Source organism: Rhizobium sp. WSM409 (genome assembly GCF_057653825.1).
Window position 1 is genome coordinate 517,253 of sequence record NZ_JBYGKP010000003.1, and the last position, 21,523, is coordinate 538,775.

General features: G+C 60.1%; 17 protein-coding genes. 9 read left to right on the forward strand and 8 right to left on the reverse strand.

Going from position 1 to position 21,523, the window contains the following annotated elements:
* Positions 1–13: 13 nt before the first annotated feature.
* The 7 genes from AC25BC_RS30120 to AC25BC_RS30150 form a co-directional block, all read right to left on the reverse strand.
* Positions 14–1,558: an ABC transporter substrate-binding protein gene (locus AC25BC_RS30120; RefSeq protein WP_128438684.1), complete on the reverse strand. Its 1,545-nt coding sequence runs from the start codon at positions 1,556–1,558 to the stop codon at positions 14–16.
* 24 nt (positions 1,559–1,582) lie between these two features.
* The gene (locus AC25BC_RS30125; RefSeq protein ID WP_003553147.1) at positions 1,583–2,446 is read right to left on the reverse strand and encodes a serine hydrolase; all 864 of its coding nucleotides are present in this window, start codon (positions 2,444–2,446) and stop codon (positions 1,583–1,585) included.
* A gap of 1 nt (position 2,447) precedes the next feature.
* Positions 2,448–4,076: an ABC transporter ATP-binding protein gene (locus AC25BC_RS30130; RefSeq protein WP_128438685.1), complete on the reverse strand. Its 1,629-nt coding sequence runs from the start codon at positions 4,074–4,076 to the stop codon at positions 2,448–2,450.
* Positions 4,073–4,891, reverse strand: a complete 819-nt coding sequence (locus tag AC25BC_RS30135) for an ABC transporter permease (RefSeq protein ID WP_003553156.1) — start codon at positions 4,889–4,891, stop codon at positions 4,073–4,075. The genes AC25BC_RS30130 and AC25BC_RS30135 overlap by 4 nt, the downstream gene beginning before the upstream one ends.
* Positions 4,888–5,832, reverse strand: coding sequence for an ABC transporter permease (locus AC25BC_RS30140; protein WP_003553158.1), 945 nt, complete (start codon positions 5,830–5,832; stop codon positions 4,888–4,890). Before AC25BC_RS30140 ends, AC25BC_RS30135 begins: the two co-directional genes overlap by 4 nt.
* A gap of 178 nt (positions 5,833–6,010) precedes the next feature.
* On the reverse strand, positions 6,011–6,916 hold the full coding sequence (locus AC25BC_RS30145; protein ID WP_128438686.1) for a LysR family transcriptional regulator: 906 nt from the start codon (positions 6,914–6,916) through the stop codon (positions 6,011–6,013).
* Positions 6,917–6,953: 37 nt separating this feature from the next.
* On the reverse strand, positions 6,954–7,928 hold the full coding sequence (locus AC25BC_RS30150) for a LysR family transcriptional regulator (RefSeq protein WP_206642370.1): 975 nt from the start codon (positions 7,926–7,928) through the stop codon (positions 6,954–6,956).
* 39 nt (positions 7,929–7,967) lie between these two features.
* Here AC25BC_RS30150 and AC25BC_RS30155 point away from each other — a divergent pair, with 39 nt between their 5' ends.
* On the forward strand, positions 7,968–9,341 hold the full coding sequence (locus AC25BC_RS30155) for an MmgE/PrpD family protein (protein ID WP_128438688.1): 1,374 nt from the start codon (positions 7,968–7,970) through the stop codon (positions 9,339–9,341).
* Between the two features lie 65 nt (positions 9,342–9,406).
* Here the strand turns inward: AC25BC_RS30155 and yghX are convergent, their stop codons facing one another.
* Entirely contained in the window at positions 9,407–10,294 is an 888-nt protein-coding gene (gene yghX / locus AC25BC_RS30160; protein WP_003553166.1) for a YghX family hydrolase, read from the reverse strand.
* A gap of 331 nt (positions 10,295–10,625) precedes the next feature.
* On the opposite strand from yghX, the gene AC25BC_RS30165 reads away from it, so the two are divergent.
* From AC25BC_RS30165 to AC25BC_RS30200, 8 genes are all read left to right on the forward strand, one after another.
* Entirely contained in the window at positions 10,626–11,783 is a 1,158-nt protein-coding gene (locus AC25BC_RS30165; RefSeq protein WP_128438689.1) for a Gfo/Idh/MocA family protein, read from the forward strand.
* A gap of 13 nt (positions 11,784–11,796) precedes the next feature.
* A complete protein-coding gene (locus AC25BC_RS30170) occupies positions 11,797–12,681 on the forward strand; it encodes a carbohydrate ABC transporter permease (RefSeq protein WP_003553168.1) in 885 nt (294 codons plus the stop codon).
* A complete protein-coding gene (locus AC25BC_RS30175; protein WP_003553169.1) occupies positions 12,678–13,535 on the forward strand; it encodes a carbohydrate ABC transporter permease in 858 nt (285 codons plus the stop codon). Before AC25BC_RS30170 ends, AC25BC_RS30175 begins: the two co-directional genes overlap by 4 nt.
* 73 nt (positions 13,536–13,608) lie before the next feature.
* Complete coding sequence (locus AC25BC_RS30180) at positions 13,609–14,814, forward strand: ABC transporter substrate-binding protein (RefSeq protein ID WP_017996939.1); 1,206 nt, start codon at positions 13,609–13,611, stop codon at positions 14,812–14,814.
* Between the two features lie 90 nt (positions 14,815–14,904).
* Positions 14,905–16,038, forward strand: coding sequence for an ABC transporter ATP-binding protein (locus AC25BC_RS30185; protein WP_128438690.1), 1,134 nt, complete (start codon positions 14,905–14,907; stop codon positions 16,036–16,038).
* Between the two features lie 142 nt (positions 16,039–16,180).
* Positions 16,181–16,558 carry a VOC family protein gene (locus tag AC25BC_RS30190; protein WP_128438691.1) on the forward strand — a complete coding sequence of 126 codons (378 nt, stop codon included), beginning with the start codon at positions 16,181–16,183 and terminating at the stop codon, positions 16,556–16,558.
* A 19-nt stretch (positions 16,559–16,577) separates the two neighbouring features.
* A complete protein-coding gene (locus AC25BC_RS30195; protein WP_128438692.1) occupies positions 16,578–17,471 on the forward strand; it encodes an arginase family protein in 894 nt (297 codons plus the stop codon).
* Between the two features lie 578 nt (positions 17,472–18,049).
* On the forward strand, positions 18,050–21,196 hold the full coding sequence (locus AC25BC_RS30200; protein ID WP_128438693.1) for an ATP-binding protein: 3,147 nt from the start codon (positions 18,050–18,052) through the stop codon (positions 21,194–21,196).
* The last annotated feature ends 327 nt before the right edge of the window (positions 21,197–21,523 follow it).

Consider the following 21,523-nt stretch of genomic DNA (forward strand, 5'->3'; position numbering starts at 1 on the left):
GCGGAGTTCAGGATCAGTTGTCGAGCGAAACTTCCCAAAGACGGGCATTCGATTGCCAGACGGGCTGGCCCTTCAGCTTCTTGGTCGCGCCCCAGACATCGACCATGTCATAGAGGAAGATGCCCGGCATTTCCTTGAGCATCAGCGTGTGAAACTCGTCGAAGATCGCTTGACGCTTCGTCTGGTCGGCCTCCGCATAGGCGGCCTTCATCAACTCGACGGCCTTTGGATCATCCCACATCAACGACGCATTCTTGTCCTTGTTGCCGACATAGAAGCCGTACATCAGCGCCGGATCGAGCCGCGGCGCGACCGATTGCGAGATGATCTGGTAGTTGCCGGACCGGCGGCGATCGACCTGCGTCGCATAGTCGAGCACCTCGATCTGCACATTGAGACCTGCCTGCTGCATCATGGCCTGCGCCATCACCGCGGCCGGGAAGCTTGGCACGTTGCTGCGCTTGTTGGCGATGATGGTAATCGGCTCGCCCTTATAGCCGGCCGTCGCAAGTTCTTTCTTCGCGGCCTCGACGTCGTAGGGCAGACGCTCCTTCTGGACATCGTCGAAATAGAGCGAGTCTTGCGAAACCATCGAACCGTTGGCTGCGCCGGTGCCATTGGAGGCGGCCTCGACGAGTTGGTCGAGATCGAGCGCCATTGCCATGGCGCGGCGCACGCCGGGATTGCTCAGAACCTTGTCGCGCGTCTGGATGTAGAAGAGGTTTTTGCCGTTGTTGCGCGCCACGATCAATTGCATCGTGTCGCTCGTCTTGAATTCGGGAATGAGATCCGGCGAAATCTCCGCGGTATCGAGCACCCCGGACTGAAGGCCGGCCTTTACGGTCGAAGCATCGGGAATGACCATGAACTTGATGCCATCGACGAGAGGGCGTTTGGAGCCGACCATGCCGTCGGGCTTGCCGTCATTCTCTGGCGAGACATAATCGTCGAACTTGGCGAGATGGATATACTCGCCCTTTTTCCATTCATCCCATTTGAAGGGACCGGTGCCGATCGGCTTGACGAAATTTCCGTCTGCGCCGACCGATTCCGGGGAAATGATCCCGGTGTAACCGCATTCGGGGCGCGACATCAGGCCAAGGAAAACCGCGGATGGCTTTTCCAGCGCGATGGTGACGGTCGACGCATCGACTGCCTTGACCCCCGTAACATGCACGCTGCCGCTGCCGTCGAAGTCAGGAAGGCAGGTCCATTTCGTTTCGGTCTTGAGATAGCGGTTCCAGTTCCAAACGACGTCATCGGCGGTCAATGTCTTGCCGTTGTGGAATTTGACGTCGTCACGCAGTTTGAAGCTGTAGGTCAGCCCATCGGCCGAGACTTCGAAGCTCTTTGCCAGCAGCGGCTTGACCTCGCCGTTGTTGGCATAGCCGACGAGCCCTTCGACGATATGCAGGATGACGCCATCGGTATTGCCGTCGCGATTGACGCCCGGATTGTTGCTGCGCAGATCGGAACTTTGAGCCACGACGATGTCGCGGGCGTGGATCACGCCGGTCATCGCCATCAACATGGTGCCTGCAAGAAGAAGCTTGTGCATCGTTCTACCCTCTTTTTATGATCGTCAGGATTGGAATTCATCCCAGCAGGCGCGTGAAAGCCTGCCGATGGTTTCAAGCGCGACCGTGTAGCCGGGGGTGCCGTCCGGCATCTCCTGCGGCACGTCGTCGGTATAGGCGGCGATGATGTAGAAGGGGGAACCGTCGCGATAGACGATACCGGCATTCATGCGGCCGCGCTTTCCCGTGCCGCCCTTGTGGGCGACGAGCACACCGAAGGGCAGCCTGGAGGGAATGGCATAACGCAGGATCTGGTTCTTCAGGGTCTGAAGCGCGTAAGCGCTGAGCGCCTGCGAGCAGCCGAGCCGGTCCGCGGCTTCCCGCGAATCCTGCGCATCCAGGATGGTCTGCAGCAGATAGACCTGATCCCGCGCCGTCGTCGTGGTGACGGCTTTCAATGAGTGATCGGGCGACAGCGCCAAGGGAGGGATGAGGAAGCGATGGTTGGTGCCCGTCATGCCGATCGACTTGCAATAGCTGTCGACCTCATCGAGCGTCAGCCTTTCGAAGACCATCTTGGTGCAGACATTGTCGCTCAGCACCATCATGCCGGTGATGGCATCGCGCAGCGATATGACGATACCGGGCGTCAGATAGCGGAACATCCCGCTCGCCACTTCCTCGGCGAAACGCTTTTCGTAGGTGATCCGTTCGTCCAGATCCAGGCGGCCTTCATGGGCGGCCTTCAAGGCTGCCATCATGATCGAGGTCTTTCGGGTGCTGGCGGAAGGGGTTTCCTCGTCAGCGCCTCTGCCGATCGTTTCACCTGTGCCAAGCGCACGCACCATGAAACGCGTGACGAAAGGTTGGGCATCGCAGATCGCGTTCAATCGCTCGCCGAGCTTTGCGGATTCAATCATCGTCGTCATGTCAGTTCTCCAGGCGCCATTTGAGGATCACGCCGCCCTGAGCATTGTGGTCCAGAGCGGGGATGGCCGAGAGAAGCCTTTGCGTATAGGCCTCCTTCGGGCGGTCGAAAACCGTATCGCGGTCGCCCTCCTCGATGATCCGGCCGTCCTGCATGACGACGACGCGATCGGCCACCTGTTCGACCACGCCGAGATCATGGCTGATGAACAGGCAGGAAAAGCCGTAGCGTTTTTGCAGATCGGACAGGAGTTCGAGCACCTGCGCCCTGACCGTCACGTCAAGCGCCGATACCGGTTCGTCGGCGATCAGGAATTTCGGCCGGCGCGCAATGGCGCGGGCAATCGCCACGCGCTGCCGCTGGCCGCCCGAAAGCTCATGCGGGTAGCGCCCGGCATAGTCGGACCCAAGACCGACTTCCTCCAGCGTCTCCAGGGCGCGCTTGCGCTTAGTCATGGCGTCGAGATCGGGAACGAGCCGCAGCGCTTCTTCCACGAGCGCGAGGATGGTCATGCGCGGATCGAGCGAGGAATAAGGATCTTGAAACACCATCTGGCAATTCAGCCGATAGTCCATCCAGTCGGCGTCGCGGCTGCGTCCCTTGAACCGGATATCGCCTTCGCTCTCGCGGACCAGTCCGGCAATGGTGCGGCCGAGCGTGGTCTTGCCGGAACCCGAACCGCCGACCAGCGCCACGACTTCGCCCTCGTGGATATCGATGCTGACGCCATGCAGCGCCCGTTTCGGCGTTGCCTTCTTCATCAGCGACCGCCGGCCCGGATAGTCGACGACGATATCGCGCGCAGAGACCATCGGCGCCCTGGTCTTGTCGATCGTCCGCGTCTCTCCGCGAAACGGCAGGGAGGAAAGCAGTTTCTTCGTATAGGCACGCTGCGGTGCGTCGAGCAGATCGGCGGTGCGTCCTTCTTCGACGATCACGCCCTTTTCCATCACGACGATGCGGTTCGTGTAGCGGGCAACCATCGGCAGATCGTGACTGATCAGCAGCACGGCGGTGCCTTCCGCCTGCGTCAGTTCCACCATCAATTCCATGACATCGCGCTGGATCACGGCATCGAGCGCGGTTGTCGGCTCGTCGGCGATCAAGAGCGCCGGTTTCAGCAGCATCACCGATGCCAGCATGATGCGCTGGCGCATGCCGCCTGAGAATTCATGCGGATAGGACGTGAGCGCCCCGGCGGGGTCGCGGATCCCGACCCGGTTCAGCATGTCGAGGATCCGGCTGCGTCGTTCCTCCTTCGAAAGTTTCGTATGCAGCTGCAACCCTTCTTCGAGTTGGCGGCCGACGGTCATCGAGGGGTTGAGCGAGGTCATCGGCTCCTGGAAGACGACACCGATTTCCGCACCACGCAACTGGCGCAATTGCGTGCCGTTCATGGAAAGCACGTCGCGTCCCTTGTAGGCAATGGAGCCGCCGATCACCCTGATGGGTGCCGGCAGCAGCGAGATCAGGGCGCGTGTTGCCAGCGTCTTGCCCGATCCGCTTTCTCCGACGATGCCGAAGATTTCGCCCGGCGCGATGTCGAAGCTGACGTCCTTGACGACCTGCACACCGGTCCCAGTGACCTGAAGCGACAGGTTGCGGACATTCAAAAGCGTTCTATTGGTCATTTCAGCCCCCTCATCCGCGGATCAAGCTTGTCCCGTAGAGCGTCGCCCAGAAGATTGATGCCGAGAAGCGTCAGGGCGATCGCCAGGCCCGGGAACAGGCCCAGCCAGACAGCCTGCTCGATGAATGGTCGCCCGGCAGCCAGCATGTTGCCCCAGGTTGGCGCTGGTGGCGGGACGCCGAGACCGAGAAAGCTGAGCGCGCTTTCCGAAAGGATCGCCCAACCGAACATCGAGGTCGCCAGCACGGTGATCGGGGCGATGCAATTGGGGAGGATATGGCGGAACATGGTGTAGAGCTCGCCATTACCCATCACCTTGGAGGCCTCGATGAATTCCCGCTCGCGCAGCGACAGGACGGCACCCCGGACAACGCGGGCCATGGAGGGAGAATAGGCAATGCCCAGCGCGAAGATGATGCCATATTGGTTGGCGCCGAAGACGGCGAGCAATCCAAGCGCCAGAAGGATGCCCGGAAAGGCGAGAAGCGCATTGTTGACGGCCATGATAGCGGCATCGATCCAACCGCGGGCGTAGCCGCTGACGAGACCGATCAGAGTGCCGCAGACCGTCGCGAATGTGACCGTCAAGGTGCCGATCCAGACGCTCGCCCGGGCGCCGACGATCAGGCGGCTGAGCACGTCGCGGCCGAATTCGTCGGTTCCGAGCCAGTGGGCGCTGCTTGGTGCCGCCAGCCGTGCGGTGAAGCCGAGCTTCATCGGATCATAGGGGGTCCAGAAGAGGCCGATCGCAGCGGAGATGAGCAGTGCGGCAATCAGAATGCTGCCGATGAAGCCGTTGAAGGTGACGTTTTTCATTCGGCGACTACCCGCGGATCGAACAGGGGATAGAGCAGGTCGACGACCAAATTGACCAGCACATAGGAAAGCGAGACGAACAGCAGACACCCCTGGATCACGGGGTAATCGCGGGCAAAAATACTGTCGACCATCAGTCGCCCGAGCCCCGGTATGGTGAAGACAGTTTCGATGACGGCAATGCCGCCGAGCAGATTGCCGAGGATCAGACCGATGACTGTCCAGGTCGGGCCGAAGGCATTCTTGAAGGCGTGCCGCCAGAGGACGGCGCTCTCGGAAAGCCCCTTGGCCCGGGCGTGGGTGATATAGTCGAGACGCAGCACTTCCAGCGTCGAGGCGCGTGCCATGCGGATCAACACACCCATCTCGTGAATGACCAGGGTCATGATCGGCAGCACGAGGTAAAGCAGGCCGCCGGTGAGATTACTGCCGATCGAGACATAGCCGAGGACCGGTAGCCAGCTGAGTTTCAGGCCGAAGAAAAGCAGGAGCAGGAGGCCGAGCCAGAATGTCGGGATCGACAGCAGGATCGTGGCCGTGCCGACGAGCGCCAGGTCCGTCAGACTGTTCTGCCGCCAGGCGGCGATGACACCGGCCGGCACGGCGATGAGGCTCGCCAGAAGGACGGCGATGACGACGACTTCGGCGCTGACCAGAAAACGTGATGCAACGAGCGGCAGAACCGGCTCGTCATTGACGATCGAGCGGCCGAAATCACCCTGGACGACATTGGCGGTCCAGATCAGGAACTGTTCCGGCAGCGATTTGTCGAGGCCGAGTTCGGAGCGCATCGCCGCGATCTGACCCGGCTCAGCCATATCACCCAGCATCAATGCCGCCGGATCGCCGGGTATGAAGCGGATCAGCGTGAAGACCGTCACCGAAACGAGGACGATCGTCGGCAATGCCATCAACAGGCGGTTTAGAACGAATTTCAGCATTTTTGTTCCCCGCGATTGGCGACGGACAGTGCCCGGCGCCATCGGTTTCGTTGCCGCAGACTATGATCGAATGAGGAAATATCCGCAATATTATGCGATTCTGTCATAAGCCTATGCGGAATACGACCGCAACCAAAGCGGCTGCGTTGGAATAGGAGTTCAGACTAAATATTTAATTTTAAATGTCTTTTTGCGAAAGCTTGATCTGTCGCTTCAAGGCGTCGCTCAGAGCGTGGGCGGCAATCGAGAGTGGCGTTCCGACCGCCCTCGCCAATCCGAACTCCTGGATCGCGCGTGGCACGAAAGGACGGTGAACCACCGGCAGGTGGCGATAGAGATTCGCATAAAAGCTGCTGATGATCGTGACCCCAAGGCCATGCGCGACATAGGAACAGGCGGAACTGTTGGTATGCGTCTCGATCTTGACGATCTGCTTGATACCGGCCCGCCGGAAAGTCTGGTCGAGCGCCATGCGGTTCGGCCGTTGGCGGCCAATCAGAATGAGGGGCACGTCGCGCAAATTTCTGACCGTGATTTCCTCCAGTTTCGCAAGAGGATGATCCTTCGGAACGACGCAGACGCTTTCGCCGGTTGCGACCCGCTCGACCTCGATGCCCGGTCCGCTCTCGCCCTCCATGCGCAAAAATCCGAAGTCGATCACCCGCTGCTCGACGAGCTTGTTGATCGCGGTCGTCGTCTCGAAGAAGGTTTCGATCCGCACACCGGGGAAATCGCTGAAGTAATCGGCCAGCATTGCCGGCGCGAAATGCTCCCACATGCTGCTCGGCAAGCCGACGCGGACGATCTCCGGGCCGGCGGCGCCGCTTCTCAAGTCCTCCGCGTGGCCCGACATCCGATCGACTGCGAGCAAGATGTTCTCGGCATCGCGGGCGAGAAGCAGGGCCTCGGGGGTGGGGATGAGACGGCCTTTGTCGCGCACGAACAGCGACATCGAAAGGTCCGCCTCGAGCTGCTGGAGGAGGCGGCTGACGCCGGACTGACTGAGGCCCATCGTCTTTGCCGTGGCAATCGTCGACCCTGTCGCCAAAAGCGTGCGCAGGACTTCCAGTTGCTTGATATTCATGCGTTCGCGATCCCCCGGGACAGTTCGAGCACCGTCATCATGCCCAGTCCGAAATGCTTTGAAGGAAGAGGCTGGCGGCCTTGGGCATTGGAAATTTCTCTCCGCTGATCAGCGCGTAGGCAACCGGCAGTTCCGGTTCGAGCGGAATGAACTGCAGCGGCAGCGTCGCATATTCGCGGGCGATGATCTCGCCGACCAGCGCAATGCCGAGCCCCTGCGCGGCCAGCGCGCAGGCACTCGCCACCGAATGCGCCTCGAGCAGGGGGCGTTGACGGATGCCGGCCTTGTAGAACAACGCCTCCAGCTCATGGCGAACCGGTCGCTCCCTGTTCAGCATGATCAGATCCTGCCCCTTCAGGTCGCCGACCGACAATTGACGGCTGCCGGCCTTGGGATGATCGTTGTGAAGGGCGCAAATGACCCGCGACGACAGGATCTTCTCCTGTTTCAATCCCGGGCTCATCAGCGGCAGACGCGCGAAGCCGAGATCGGCCTCGCCGTCAGCCACCATCCGTTCAATTGCCAAATAGCTGCCGGATGCGACTTCGACGCGCATCGGTCCATTCGCTGCGAGAAAGTTCTTCAGCAGCTTCGGAATGCGCGTCGAGGAAAGACTGGAGGGAAAGGCGAGCCGCAGCATGATCTCGCGCGATCGACCGCTCTCGAGCTCCATCGCCGCCGTTTTCAAGGCGCGTAGCCGGTCGGAAATGGCCCGGATTTCCGGGCCGAGCTGCAGGCCCTCGCGGGTTGGTTGAAGCCGGTTCTTTTCCCGGTCGAAAAGCCGGACGCCGAGATAGTCTTCCAGTTGCTGCAACAGGCGACTGGCGTTCGATTGCGAGATCCCAAGCTCGACGGAAGCGGCGATCGTCGAGCCCGTCGCGGCGATGGCGTCATAGGCCTCGATATGCTTCAGGCTGATCGCCGCACTCGTGTGTCGCGCCATTCTATCTCCAACGTCGATAGCCCTACCCGCAAACCGCATAAGATTGCGGAGCTGCGGAAAGTTGAACATTTTCCGCTGAGAACCAAACTCACGGAAAGACTTTCGTCAATGGCCACCATTCTCCGGAAGGTCGCGGAACAGCTCCTGTCGCGAACGACGTTCTCAAACCTCGCGATGGACCGGGCAAGAGATGCTGCGGTGGACACCATCGGCTGCATGATTGCAGGCAGGGGCGATGACAGCGTTGCCGCACTCACCCGTGCCTTCGACGGGGAAATCGCCGGAGGCGGGCAAGCGCGGCTCGTCACCGGCGGCTCCGCCTCGCCCTCTTTGGCCGCACTCATCAACGCAACGGCGGCGCATGCGCTCGATTTCGATGACAATTTCCATCCGGCAAGGGCGCATGCTTCCGCGGTTCTGGTGCCGGCGCTGCTGGCCGTTCTGACGCGCGGCAAGGCCACCAGCGGAAGACGGTTTCTCGAGGCCTACCTGGCCGGGCTGGAAGCGCAAGCGGCGGTCGGCTTTGGCGTCAATCCCTCTCATTACAACAGGGGCTGGCACGCAACGGCGACGGTCGGCAGCATCGGGGCCGCGGCTGGCGTAGCACGGCTTCTCGGCGCCGACGAAAACGGCTTAGTCGCGGCGATGAGCCTGGCGACGAGTTTCGCCTGCGGCCCGAAAGGGCAATTCGGCACGACCGCCAAACCGCTTCACGCCGGCATTGCCGCGCGCAATGCCGTGGACGCGGCACGCATGGCGTTGGCGGGCATGAGCGGGCGGCCGGATATCCTCGAACGGCCGCAAGGCTTCGTCGATCTTTTCGGGGGCGATGACGCCAAGGGCTGGGACGGCCTGACATTCGAGGCGGAGCACATCATCGAAAGCCGGGGCGTGGTGACCAAGCGCCATCCCTGCTGCGCCTCCACTCATCGCGCCATCGACGCGCTTCTGGATCTGAAGCAGGAGCATGGGCTTTTGGCGGACGACATTGCCAGGATCGAGACGAAAGTCGGCATATCCGCTGCCCGTAACCTCGCCTATCCCGAGCCCACCGACGAGATGCAGGCACGCTTCTCGATGCAATATTGCCTGGCGACAGCTTTCCTCAAAGGCTCCCTTAGCCTTTCGGACTTTACACGGCAGGAGATTGGGCGAGCGGAAATCCGGGAATTCATGCCGCGCATCGACATGCAGTCCTATTCGGCTGATGAGGAAAAAGGCGTGGAGCGCCTCCCGCATGTCGTCACGGTGACGATGCGCGACGGGCGCATTTTGAACAAGTCCCGCTTGCATGCGAAGGGATCGCTCGAAGCGCCGATGAGCGTCCATGAACGCGAAGTCAAATTCATGGACTGCTTGCGCTGGGGAAATCGGAATGTGTCCGGCGCCGCTTTCCTGCGGCTTCGCCGGCTTGCCGATTTGGAAAACCTGTCCGGCGACGATCCCTTCTGGAGCCTGATCACAGACCGTCAGTCGCCTTGACAAGCCGCGGGACGGAAAAGCGGCGGGGAATGGCTCCCCGCCGCGGCTCGTTCAAGTCCGGTTTCTCAGGCGAGGTATTTCGTAAACCAGTCGACCGTTCGCTGCCAGGCGAGCTTGGCTGCCGCCTCATCGTAGCGGGGCGTGGAATCATTGTGAAAGCCGTGGTTGACGTCAGGATAGACGTAGGCCTCGAATGTTTTTCCCGATGACTTCAGCGCAGCTTCGTAGGCCGGCCAGCCCTCGTTGATGCCCTTGTCCAGTCCGGCATAATGGAGAAGCAACGGGGCCTTGATCTTCGGCACGTCTTCGGCGCGCGGCTGCCTGCCATAGAAGGGCACGGCTGCGGCAAGCTCCGGATAGGCGACCGCCGCAGCGTTGGCAACGCCGCCGCCATAGCAGAAGCCGGTGATACCGACCTTGCCGGTGGTGAGATCGCTGTGCATCAAAAATTCGACCGCCGCGAAGAAGTCGTTCATCAGCTTCTCCGGGTCGACCTTCTGCTGCAGTTCCCGTCCCTTTTCGTCGTTGCCGGGATAGCCTCCGACCGAGGTGAGGCCATCCGGCGCAAGTGCAATGAAACCTGCCTTCGCCACGCGACGCGCCACATCCTCGATATAGGGGTTCAGGCCCCTATTCTCGTGAACGACCACCACGGCCGCGACTTTGCCGGTCGCGTTTTTAGGGCGGACGAGATAGCCACGGACATCGCCATTTCCCTTTGGCGAGGGATAGGTGATGTATTCGGCTGAGATATCGGGATCGGTGAACTCGACCTGGGTCGCCAGCGCATAGTCAGGGCTCAGCGATGAAAGAATGGCAGCTGCGGTCAGTCCGCCGACAGCGAATTTGCCGGCCCGGTCGAGAAACTCGCGCTTGGTAATTCTCCCGTGCGCGTAATAATCGTAGAGTTCGAGAAGTTCCTGAGGGAAATCCTTGGCTGTCATACGTGTCATGATGGCTCCTCCTTGCCTCCGGGTTGTCGCGCCCATCCTACACACGTAAACTCGCGGCTCTTTTCAACATTTCGCGAGTTCCGCGTGAGCTTTGCCGGGGCGATCGCTGGCTGTGCCAACAGTCGCTGAATTCGCTGCCCCGGCGTTAAGTGATGCGCACACGTCCCTTGTGGAATCTGCGTCCGGCCGGTCACAGCCAGCAATCGACCGCCGCTATCGATCTATGAAAATTAATTTCATGCTTGCGCTTCGATGCCCGTTTTCTATTGACGCCCCCCGATTTTTGTCCCAACTTAAAGAAAATAAATTACTAAATGGGAACTTGATCGGCATGAAAGTGGGAATCATCGGGCTAGGATTCCGGCTCGGCTATCTCGGCTATGTTTTCAAGGCAATCGATAGCGGCTTCGACATTGTCGGCTATGTGGATCCGGAACCCGCCGGACTTCCGGGATTGACGGAAAAGGGAATTTCAGTCGGCAAGGCCTATGGTTCGCCGGAGGAGCTCCTTGCCTCTGAAAAGCTCGATCTGCTGATGATCGGCTCCCCCAACCACCTGCATCTCGACCATATCAGGCTCGGACTTCAAGCCGGTCTCAAGGTCTTCTGCGAAAAGCCGATCGTCACGACGATCGCCGAAAGCATCGAACTTGCCCATCTGATGGCAAAATTCGGACATGAGCGACTGATGGTCGGTCTCGTCTTGCGCTATTCTCCTCTTTATAAGGATCTTCGCGCCATCCAGGCCGAGGGCAAGCTTGGTCAGATCGTGTCGATCGAGGCTTCCGAACATATCGAGCCTTATCACGGCGCCTTCTTCATGCGCGACTGGCGCCGCTATGAGCGCTATTCCGGCAGCTTCATGCTGGAGAAATGCTGCCACGACCTCGATCTTTATAATGGCGTCGCCGGCGCACGGCCGGAGCGCGTCGCAAGTTTCGGCGGCCGCAAGAGCTTCATTCCGGCAAACGACCCGGCGCGCGAGGGCATCAACGACCTCGAGCTCTTCCACCGCAAGCCGAGCGGATGGATGGGATCGGACAAGGTGTTCGACAGCGATGCCGATATCATCGACTATCAGGTCGCGATCGTCGAATATGCCAATGGCGTCGGCATGAACTTTCACACCAATCTCAATGTGCCCGACCAATTCCGCCGTTTTGCCATCATGGGTTCGCGCGGCATGGCCGAAGGCGATTTCGTTCGCGGCTATCTCGACGTTCACGAACAGCTGACCGGCAACAAGGTGCTCGAAAGCAAATATGCCGCCACCGAGCTCTCTCAGCACTACGGCGCCGATGAGCAGATGGCGAGCGACCTGCTTGAAAGCGTGCGCACCGGGCTCGAACTTCCTGTTTCCACCCTGAATGCGCTCGAAGCCGGCATCCTCGCCTTGGCGATGGACGAAGCGAGGATGAAGAAAGCGGTCGTCGATCTCAGACCCGTCTGGGACCGCTTCGACGAAGCCCTTCACGCGAGAGCGGCTTGAGGAGGGCGGCAAGATGAGTGTTCAAAGAAGCACCTTCATCTTCGCTTGCGTCCTTCTTCTTCCGGCTGTGCTCTATGTTCTGGCGATCGTCGCCTATCCGCTGGTCGATACCTTCATTCTCTCCTTCACCGACGCGTCCCTCAGGAAGACCACCAATTGGGTCGGCTGGGCCAATTACGAGAAGATCTTCAACGAGCGGTTTGCCGAAGTCATCATCCGCACCTTCATCTGGACCTTCTTCTCGGTCGCCCTGAAAATGGTGATCGGCACCTTCGGTGCGACCATGCTGAATGCCGCGGTCCCCGGCCGCTCATTGTTCCGGCTTTTGACCATGCCGCCATGGATCGTGCCGATGGCCATCGGCATCTTTATGTGGGGCTGGATGTATAATGGCCAGTTCGGGATGATATCGGGCATGCTGCAGCGCTTCGGTCTCGTCGACGGCCCCGTCGCCTTCCTCGCCTATGGAAACACCGCCTTCTGGGCAACGATCATCACCGACGTATGGATCGGCGTGCCGCTGGTGACGATCTACTTCCTGGCGGCGATCCAATCCATTCCGAAGGATCTCTACGAGGCCGCCTGGACCGACGGCGCCGGCCGCTGGTACCGCTTCCGCCGCATCACGCTGCCGCTGATGGTGCCGGCGATCATCACCATGTCGATGCTGTCGCTGATCGCCACCTTCAACTCGTTCGACATCATCTGGATCCTGACGCAGGGCGGACCGAGCGGCGAGACGACGACGATGATCATCGATACCTATCAGACCGCGATCGGCTCGAAGAAATACGGTGAAGGCGCAGCGCGCGCCGTTTTGATCTGCATCTTCCTGTCGCTGTTCTGCTTCGCCTATTTCCGCGTCACCCGCCGCCTCAACCCGGAGAAGCGCGCATGAGCAATGCAGCCATGATCGACCGTTACCGTTGGTGGGAAATCATCCTGATTTATTGCGGCATCGCGCTGTTTCTTTTCTTCGTGCTGTCGCCCTTCGTCGAAGGTTTCCTGGTTTCGCTGAAGCCGCTCAGCCAGCTTTTCTCTTCGCCCTACCGTTTCTGGCCGGAGAACGGCTCGTTTGAAGCCTATCGGACGATGTGGATCAGCGTGCCGGGCTTCGGACGTTATATCTTCAACTCGTTCTTCATCTCGATCATCGTCACGCTGATCGTGCTCTGCCTCGTCATTCCGGCGGCTTATGCCTTTGCGAAGTTCGAATTCAGGGGCATGGGCATTCTGCTCGGCGCCTTCCTGACGGTAAACATGTTCTCCGGCGCCGTGCTGTTGATCCCGCTCTTCCGGCTGATGCGCAGCATCGGCGTGCTCAACACCTATCTCGCCATGATCGTGCCGGGCGTCGCCTTCCTGATCCCCTCGGCGATCTGGCTGCTGCGAACCTACATGATCCGTATTCCGCAGGAACTCAACGAAGCGGCCTACATGGATGGCGCCAGCCACTTCTACACGCTGCGCCGGGTCATCCTGCCCATTGCGATGCCGGGGATCATCGTCGTCGCCATCACCACCTTCATCGGCGCCTACGCCCAGCAATTCATCTTCGCGCTGACGTTCAACTCGAAGACCGAATACATGCCCTTGCCGGTGGGGCTCTTTGCTTACTTCGGCAAGCAGGAGGTCATCTGGAACGAACTGATGGCGGCTTCCTTCGTCGGTATTGCGCCGGCGATGGTCGTCATCTTCTTCCTTCAGCGCTACCTTGTCGGCGGGCTGACCGCCGGTGCGGTGAAACAATAAGACCAAAAAACGAGTGAACAGCTAACACAAGAATGGGAGTCACGACGTGAGCATATCAATCAAGACAGGCCTTATGGCGCTCGCCCTGCTCGGTTCGACGGCACTGACGGCCGTCACTGCCCAGGCGGCCGACAAGGAAATCAGCTGGATCTATTGCGGCGACACGATCGACCCGGTCCACACCAAATATATCAAGCAGTGGGAAGAAAAGAACACGGGCTGGAAGATTGCCCCTGAGGTCGTCGGATGGGCACAGTGCCAGGACAAGGCAACGACGCTTGCCGCCGCCGGTACGCCGGTGGCGATGGCCTATGTCGGCTCGCGCACGCTGAAGGAATTCGCGCAGAACGACCTTATCGTTCCTGTGCCGATGACGGACGACGAGAAGAAAACCTACTATCCGAACATCGTCAACACCGTGACCTTCGAGGGCTCACAGTGGGGCGTTCCGATCGCCTTCTCTACCAAGGCGCTCTACTGGAACAAGGATCTCTTCAAGCAGGCCGGCCTCGATCCCGAGACGCCGCCGAAGACCTGGGCTGAAGAAATCGAGATGGCAAAGACCATCAAGGAAAAGACCGGCATTCCGGGCTTCGGTCTCTCCGCCAAGACCTTCGACAACACGATGCACCAGTTCATGCATTGGGTTTACACCAACAACGGCACGGTGATCGATGCCGACGGCAAAGTTACGCTCGACAGCCCGCAGATACTCGCCGCGCTAAAGGCCTACAAGGATATCGTCCCCTACTCCGAAGAAGGCCCGACGGCCTACGAGCAGAACGAAGTCCGCGCCATCTTCCTCGACGGCAAGGTGGCGATGATCCAGGCAGGATCGGGTGCAGCCGACCGCCTGAAGGCGACGAAGATCAGCTGGGGCATCACGACGCTGCCGCTCGGTCCCGACGCCAAGGGCCCCGGCACGCTGCTGATCACCGACAGCCTGGCGATCTTCAAGGGTTCGGGGGTCGAGGACAAGGCGACGGAATTCGCCAAGTTCATCACCTCGCCCGATGTGCAGTCCGAATACGAATTGCAGGGCGGCGCCGGCCTCACCCCGCTGCGGCCTTCTGCAAAGGTCGATGAATTTGTCGCCAAGGATCCCCATTGGAAGCCGCTCATCGACGGCATCAGCTACGGTGGTCCCGAGCCGCTCTTCACCGACTACAAGGGCTTCCAGAACTCGATGATCGAGATGGTACAGTCCGTGGTGACGGGCAAGGCCGAGCCGGAGGCTGCTCTCAAGAAGGCTGCCGGCGAAGTCGAGGCGTTCAAGTAAGCCCATTGGGCTCTTCGGGATCGCGGGAGACCATCCGCGATCCCTTCTCTGATGATCGAATGTGCGACGGCCGCCAGCGGAGACAGATTTTTGGGACAGCTCCTTCTCAACAAAGTTCAGAAGTTCTATGGCGACTACGAAGTTCTGAAGGGCGTGCAGCTCGATGTGAAGAACGGCGAGTTCGTCGTCTTCGTCGGTCCGTCCGGCTGCGGCAAATCCACCTTGCTGCGCATGATCGCCGGTCTCGACGCGACGACGGCGGGCGACATCGTCATCGATGGTATCAGGGTCAATGATCTGCCGCCGGTCAAGCGCGGCATTGCCATGGTGTTCCAGTCCTACGCGCTTTATCCGCACATGACTGTTTTCGAGAACATTGCCTTTCCGCTTCGCGTCGAAAGGATGGAGGAGGAAAAGCTCAAGGCCAAGGTGGAAAACGCGGCGCGCATCCTTCACCTCGAACAGCGGCTGCAGCAGAAACCCGGCATGTTATCCGGCGGCCAGCGCCAACGCGTCGCGATCGGCCGCGCGATCGTGCGCGAACCGAAGATATTCCTGTTCGACGAGCCGCTGTCCAACCTCGACGCAGCACTTCGCGCCGACATGCGCATCGAGCTTGCCAAGCTGCATAGGCAGTTGAAGGCGACGATGATCTATGTGACGCACGACCAGGTCGAGGCCATGACGATGGCCGATCGTATCGTCGTGCTGGATTCCGGCGATATCTCCCAGACGGGGGCGCCGCTGGAGCTCTATCACAAGCCCGCAAATCAGTTTGTCGCCGGCTTCATCGGCAATCCGAAAATGAATTTTCTGCCCGTAACCTGCATGGGCGTCAGCGCCAATGGCGTCGAGGTAGATTATCAAGGCCAGACAGCGGTTCTGCCCGTGACGCCGCGTGACGGTATGGTCGGCAAGGCTTTGACGCTCGGCATCCGGCCGGAACATATCCAGCTTGGCGGCGGCGATATCGTGTTTACCGTGACGCCGACGGTCATCGAGCGCCTTGGAGCAAATACGGTCGCTTACGCTTCGCTTAATGGAGAGTCCGAGAATTTCTGCGCCATGCTGCCAGGCAGCGTCGGCATCCGCGCGGACGCGCCGGTCGCGACCGGCATCAACGCCGCAGATTGCCACCTCTTCGACGAGGCGGGCATAGCCTTTGAGCGGCGGGTTGAACTGACCGAAATCGATATGAACGTGATCAACCCGACGGCGGCTTGAACCGACCTGCTCCGTTTCAGTGGTTCGTCCTGACAGGGATCGGTTTCGGGGAGGAAATGACACGCAAGGCGATTGCAAACAACGGTTTGAGGGAACAATGACCAAAAGCTGCCGTTAGGGGACAAGGCTAGCGGAGGTAGTCGTGATCCACCATGTCTCGGTTGGGACGAATGATGTTGCGCGTTCTAAGCGCTTCTACGATGCCGTTTTACCCATCGTCGGAATTGTGCCGATGGCCGAGGACGAGGGTGGACTTGGTTACGGCAGTGGTACGTTTAATTTCAGCGTCCAGGTTCCGATTGATGGAAAACCAGCGACCGTGGGCAATGGCACCCATATCGCCTTTGCTGTCGAGGACCGTTCGATGGTCAATCGATTTTACGCAGCAGCACTAAAATATGGTGGCAGCGACGATGGCCCTCCGGGGCTGCGGACGAACTACGATGCGAACTATTATGGAGCGTTCGTCCGCGATCCGGACGGTCACAAGATCGAGGCCGTGACCTACTCCGCAAAATGACTCGCTAACGGAGCCGCGCATGCCGACCCTTCCCTATGCAATTCTCGAAGCTCCCTCTACGCTGGGCTTGGCGACCGATGGTGTGGAGCGCTCGCCTGACCAACTCTTGGGCCTCGGACTTGCGGAGCGTATCCATGCGCACAGAGCCGAGCGGCTCGCCGTGCCTCCGAAGGACCCTGTGCCCGATCCCGAGACCGGCATCCTGAATGCCAGGGCAATCGCGACGTGGTCGCCCAAGCTCGCCGACGCGGTAGAAGCGGTGCTTGACTCGGGCAGATTTCCGGTTGTACTCGGCGGCGATTGCACGATCCTAATGGGCTCGATGCTCGCGTTTCGACGGCGCGGCCGCTACGGCCTGTTCTTCATCGACGGCAACGCCGATTTCTTTCAGCCCGAGGCGGAACCCAATGGTGAGGGCGCCTCGATGGATCTTGCCTTGGTCACCGGCCACGGTCCGGCGCTCCTGACCGACATTGAAGGTCGCGGTCCTTTGGTCCGTCCCGAAGACGCCGTCGCGTTCGCATATCGCGATCATAAGGATCAGGAGGAGTACGGAAGCCAGCCGCTTCCCAAAGAGCTCAGGGCGATTGACCTTCCCGCCGTGCGCGCGATGGGCATCGAGGCCGCCGCGCGAGAAGCGGTCGACCACCTGACGCGAGAGGAATTGGACGGCTTCTTCATCCATCTCGACGCCGATTGCCTCGACGACGTCATCATGCCGGCTGTCGATTTCCGCGTGCCTGACGGGTTGTCATGGGACGAGCTAGGAACCGCGCTTCGGGTTGCCTTGGCGAGCGGCAAGGCAGTCGGTATCGAGATCACCATCTACAATCCGCACCTTGATGAGGACGGCAGCGCCGGGCGCGGCCTGGCCGACATACTGGCCGCAGCTCTCGGAACAGCAGTGCCCTGAACGAGCACGTCTCTTTTCCGGCGCGGACACACTCCGAGCTTCAGGCTTTGGGTCAGTTGCCGAAGGGTGGCCATCAGATAAATTTTTCGCATAGCAGATTTTCCGCCATCGGCCCAAAGCGGTCAATTCGTGGGGTCGAACCAATTCCCACTTACGAAAGAGGTTAAAACGAGGACTCTGAAACAAGAGGGTCGCTAGTTGGCACCCGCTCAAAACGAAAAGCTCGTCCAGTGTTGGGCCTAATGCGGCTGCTATTAATGCGTTCAATGGCCGCGTCGCGCCACAAGCGGACTTTGCTTTGACTTGAGGGAGTGGTCGATTTGTGGCCGAAAACCGGACGGGCTCTCCTGCACCGGTCAAGTACTCTCGTCACAGGAGGGTAGAACGCAGCCTCTTAGTCCCACGGCGATCGTCGCTGGAGTACGCCGGGAGCGGATGTTACTATCGTCTGCACCTGTACTTGACCGGGCGGCAAGCCTGCACGGTTTGCAACACGCTTGTGAAGTCGCTGAGTTGGGGGAATGTGTATCGATCACGCATTCAAGCGCGAGGTGTAACCAAAGACGAAAGAGATTGAGATGGCCGAGGAGCCAGAGCGACAGCCGGCACAAGACGTTCGCAAGACCGTTACATTTCTCTTCGCCGATGTCGTAGATTCGTCACGCCTTAGTCTTACCCTTGATCCAGAGACGCTCCACAAGCTATTTGCCCGATACTTTGACAGAATGAACTCTTCTATCCGCCGGCACGGTGGAAACGTAGAAAAGTTCATTGGCGACGAGATCATGGCCGTTTTCGGCGAGCCTATCCGCCGCGAGGATGATGCCCTGCGGGCGGTGCGCGCGGCAGTTGAAATGCGCGAAGCGCTCGCTGAGCTGAACAGCGAGCTTGAAGCAAGTTGGGGTGTTCAGCTGGCGCATCGGGTCGGCATCAACACCGGGGAGGTCATTACCGGCGACGACAGCCAAGGGCAACGCTTTCTCACCGGCGAGGCTGTGCGCGTGGCGAAGCGTCTCGAAGAAGCTGCGGCGCCTGACGAGATACTTATCGGAGAGTCGACCCATAGGCTGGTACGCGATGCCGTCTTTGCAAAGTTGAGCGGCCCGCGCGCGCTCAAGCACGGCGAAGAGTTCCATGCCTTCATCCTGATAAGCATCGCCGCGCATGCCCCGGGCATTCGACGTCGATTCGAGGCGCCGTTCGTCGGACGCGGGCGCCAGCGTGAAATGATCGACACCATTTTTCGCGACGTGACCAGGCGCAGAACCTGTCGCCTATTGACCATCTTGGGCGATGCAGGGGTTGGAAAATCGCGACTCGTTATGGAAATCGTCGCAAGTCTTCCGAGCGAGACACTTGTCGCCCGCGGTCGCTGCCTTCCCTACGGCGAGGGCATTACCTATCGACCGCTTGCAGACATTTTCCGAGAGATCACGAAAGCTGAGGGCCTGGACCTCGGCAAGCAGTCCGTGGCAAAGATCGCAGAGAACCTTGCTGGGGACAAAAAGGCTGGGCTCATCGCTGAGACCGTGGCTGAGCTGCTCGGTTTTGGTGGTGGGAAGCCAAGGCGAGGCGAGGAGACTTTTTGGGCGGTTCGACGTCTGTTCGAGTCACTGGCGCGAGAACGACCGCTCGTGATCGTGGTGGATGATCTCCACTGGGCCGAGTCGATGTTCCTAGACCTGATCGAGCATCTCGTGGATTTGTCGCACGGTGTCCCCATATTGATAGTCGCCATTGCACGACCAGAACTACTTGATACACGCTCCGACTGGGGAAGCGGAAGGTCGAATGCGTCGACGGTCGTGCTTGAACCGCTGAGTGAAGCGGAATCCCGCGAAATGCTTTCAAATCTGCTCGACCATGTGCCGCTACAGCCTGCGGTGGAGTCAACGATTACAGGCGCCGCGGGTGGTAATCCGCTTTTTGCGGAAGAGTTTGTGGCGATGCTCGTCGATGAGAAGCTGATTACCCGTGAGAAAGATACTTGGGTCGCGCGCGGCGATCTCTCCGATCCGCCACGAGTCCCCTCGACAATCGACGCGCTTCTAGGCGCGCGCCTTGACCGCCTTCCCGAGCACGAACGAGCGATCCTTACGATGGCTGCCATCGAAGGCGTGGTGTTTCATCGGAGTGCGGTCGTCGAGCTTGCTCGCCCGGTGCCCAATTCGGTTGTTCATGATGGGCTGCTCGCGCTTGTCCGCCTGGACCTGATCCGTCCGGGTTCGCCGGACTTCTCCGGGGAGGAGGCCTATCACTTCCGACACGTTCTAATCCGCGATGCCGCGTATCGCTCATTGTCGAAACACTCGCGGGCCGAGTTGCATGAACGCTTCGCCGCCTGGCTCGAGATGAAGTCAGAAGGACATCTAAGGGAATTTGATGAGATCGTTGGCTACCACTTCGAACAGGCTTTTCAGTATCGCGTCGCGCTTGACTCCCAGGATCCTCTCGCCGCTTCGCTAGCGGCCCAGGCAGCCCCGCGACTTGAGGCGGCAGCCCGGCGGGCACTCGGTCGCAGCCACCTATCCTCGGCCATTACGCTATTGGAGCGGTTGTGCGTAGCGGTACCGCACCTGCTCCCCAGGGACGATTCCCGGCGAAGAACGCTGCTCGCCGAACTAGGCCGCGCACTGATAGAGAGTGGGCGGCTGGCCGAGGCCGAGCGCATATTGCAGGATGCGGAGCGGCTTGCCACCATAGCAAAAGACGAGCTCGTCGCGTCGCACGTGCTCGTTGAACAGCACTTTCTCCGACTGCTCCGTGTCGATGAGGGCGGAACCGAGGAAGCCGCGCGGGCCACGACCTTGGTGATGCCGGTATTCGATCGCTACAAAGACAATCTCGGCCTATGCAGAGCAAGGCGACTCGAAGCGTTGCTCTATTGGAACGAAGCACGCGCCGAGGCGGCAGCAGAGGCGTGGAAGCGTGCGGCCGCTCACGCGCGTATCGCCGGCGATCAGCATTTGTACAACGAGATTCTGACGTGGATAGCATCGTCACTTTGGTTCGGTCCGACGCCGGCCAGCATTGGCATCCGCCGCTGCAAGGCAATGCTCAAGGAAGTGCACAACAGTCCCGAATCCGACGCTGCGATCCTCCGTCACCTTGGGGGCTTGTACGGCATGATTGGCCAATTTGACCTCGCGCGCGAACTGCTTGCGACGAGCAATGCCGCCTATGCCGAGCTAGGTTTCAAGCTCGACGCGGCAATGTCTCAGAACGAAGCCGTCGTCGAACTTCTCGCTGGTAACCCGGCAGCAGCAGAGGAAAGCCTGCGCACGGGGTATCGCGCGCTCGAGGAGATGGGCGAGAGGATGTTCCGCTCCACGACCGCTGCGTTCCTCGCGCGCGCAGTCCTGGAACAGGGGCGCGACGGGGAGGCCGAGGAGTTCGCCGAGCTGAGTGCCCAGCTGGCTGCAAAGGGCGACCTGCTTTCGCAGATCCTCTGGCGCGGCGTTCGTGCGCGGGTGCTAGCAAGGCGGGCGCAGTACCGGGAAGCCGAGGTGCTGGCTCGCGAGGCCGTGGCGCTGGCCCAGAGGACCGATTTCGTCAACCACCGGGCGGACGCGCTGCTGGACTTGGCCGAGGTGCTCAAAGCGTCACTGCGCGTTGACGAGGCTGTCGTTGTCGCCTCCGAGGCGTTCCGTCTCTATGGGCTCAAGGGAAATAACGTCTCCGCGTTCACGACACAGTCGTGGTTGGCGCAAGTCACGGACGGCTGATATTGCAAGCAACTCGACTTCGTCGGACCCCCGACATTCGGGCGACGTCAAGCTCCTCAAGAACTTTTACAGTTTTGACAGAAAGTATCCCGCATCCAAATCTTCCTTTCTTTCCTGGGCGGCGGTGGTATTGTATGTCTGCGGCTCAAAGAGCCGCCCTCGTAAAGTAATTTGGAGGATTAAGTCATGGCAGGAGGGAAATTCGATAACACAGTAACCTTGGCAGGCAACTTTTGGGTCCAGTGGCCAGAGGGGCCGCTTTTTCCGGCAAACGGCGAGACCATCGTCCGAGTCGAAGTATGGCTGATGCAGAAATCCACTGGCGCT

Excerpts from the sequence above, each read along its gene's own strand:
- AC25BC_RS30120 (WP_128438684.1), bottom strand. The coding sequence starts at position 1,558 with ATGCACAAGCTTCTTCTTGCAGGCACCATGTTGATGGCGATGACCGGC.
- AC25BC_RS30125 (WP_003553147.1), bottom strand. The coding sequence starts at position 2,446 with ATGACGACGATGATTGAATCCGCAAAGCTCGGCGAGCGATTGAACGCG.
- AC25BC_RS30130 (WP_128438685.1), bottom strand. The coding sequence starts at position 4,076 with ATGACCAATAGAACGCTTTTGAATGTCCGCAACCTGTCGCTTCAGGTC.
- AC25BC_RS30135 (WP_003553156.1), bottom strand. The coding sequence starts at position 4,891 with ATGAAAAACGTCACCTTCAACGGCTTCATCGGCAGCATTCTGATTGCC.
- AC25BC_RS30140 (WP_003553158.1), bottom strand. The coding sequence starts at position 5,832 with ATGCTGAAATTCGTTCTAAACCGCCTGTTGATGGCATTGCCGACGATC.
- AC25BC_RS30145 (WP_128438686.1), bottom strand. The coding sequence starts at position 6,916 with ATGAATATCAAGCAACTGGAAGTCCTGCGCACGCTTTTGGCGACAGGG.
- AC25BC_RS30150 (WP_206642370.1), bottom strand. The coding sequence starts at position 7,928 with ATGTTCAACTTTCCGCAGCTCCGCAATCTTATGCGGTTTGCGGGTAGG.
- AC25BC_RS30155 (WP_128438688.1), top strand. The coding sequence starts at position 7,968 with ATGGCCACCATTCTCCGGAAGGTCGCGGAACAGCTCCTGTCGCGAACG.
- yghX (WP_003553166.1), bottom strand. The coding sequence starts at position 10,294 with ATGACACGTATGACAGCCAAGGATTTCCCTCAGGAACTTCTCGAACTC.
- AC25BC_RS30165 (WP_128438689.1), top strand. The coding sequence starts at position 10,626 with ATGAAAGTGGGAATCATCGGGCTAGGATTCCGGCTCGGCTATCTCGGC.
- AC25BC_RS30170 (WP_003553168.1), top strand. The coding sequence starts at position 11,797 with ATGAGTGTTCAAAGAAGCACCTTCATCTTCGCTTGCGTCCTTCTTCTT.
- AC25BC_RS30175 (WP_003553169.1), top strand. The coding sequence starts at position 12,678 with ATGAGCAATGCAGCCATGATCGACCGTTACCGTTGGTGGGAAATCATC.
- AC25BC_RS30180 (WP_017996939.1), top strand. The coding sequence starts at position 13,609 with ATGGCGCTCGCCCTGCTCGGTTCGACGGCACTGACGGCCGTCACTGCC.
- AC25BC_RS30195 (WP_128438692.1), top strand. The coding sequence starts at position 16,578 with ATGCCGACCCTTCCCTATGCAATTCTCGAAGCTCCCTCTACGCTGGGC.
- AC25BC_RS30200 (WP_128438693.1), top strand. The coding sequence starts at position 18,050 with ATGGCCGAGGAGCCAGAGCGACAGCCGGCACAAGACGTTCGCAAGACC.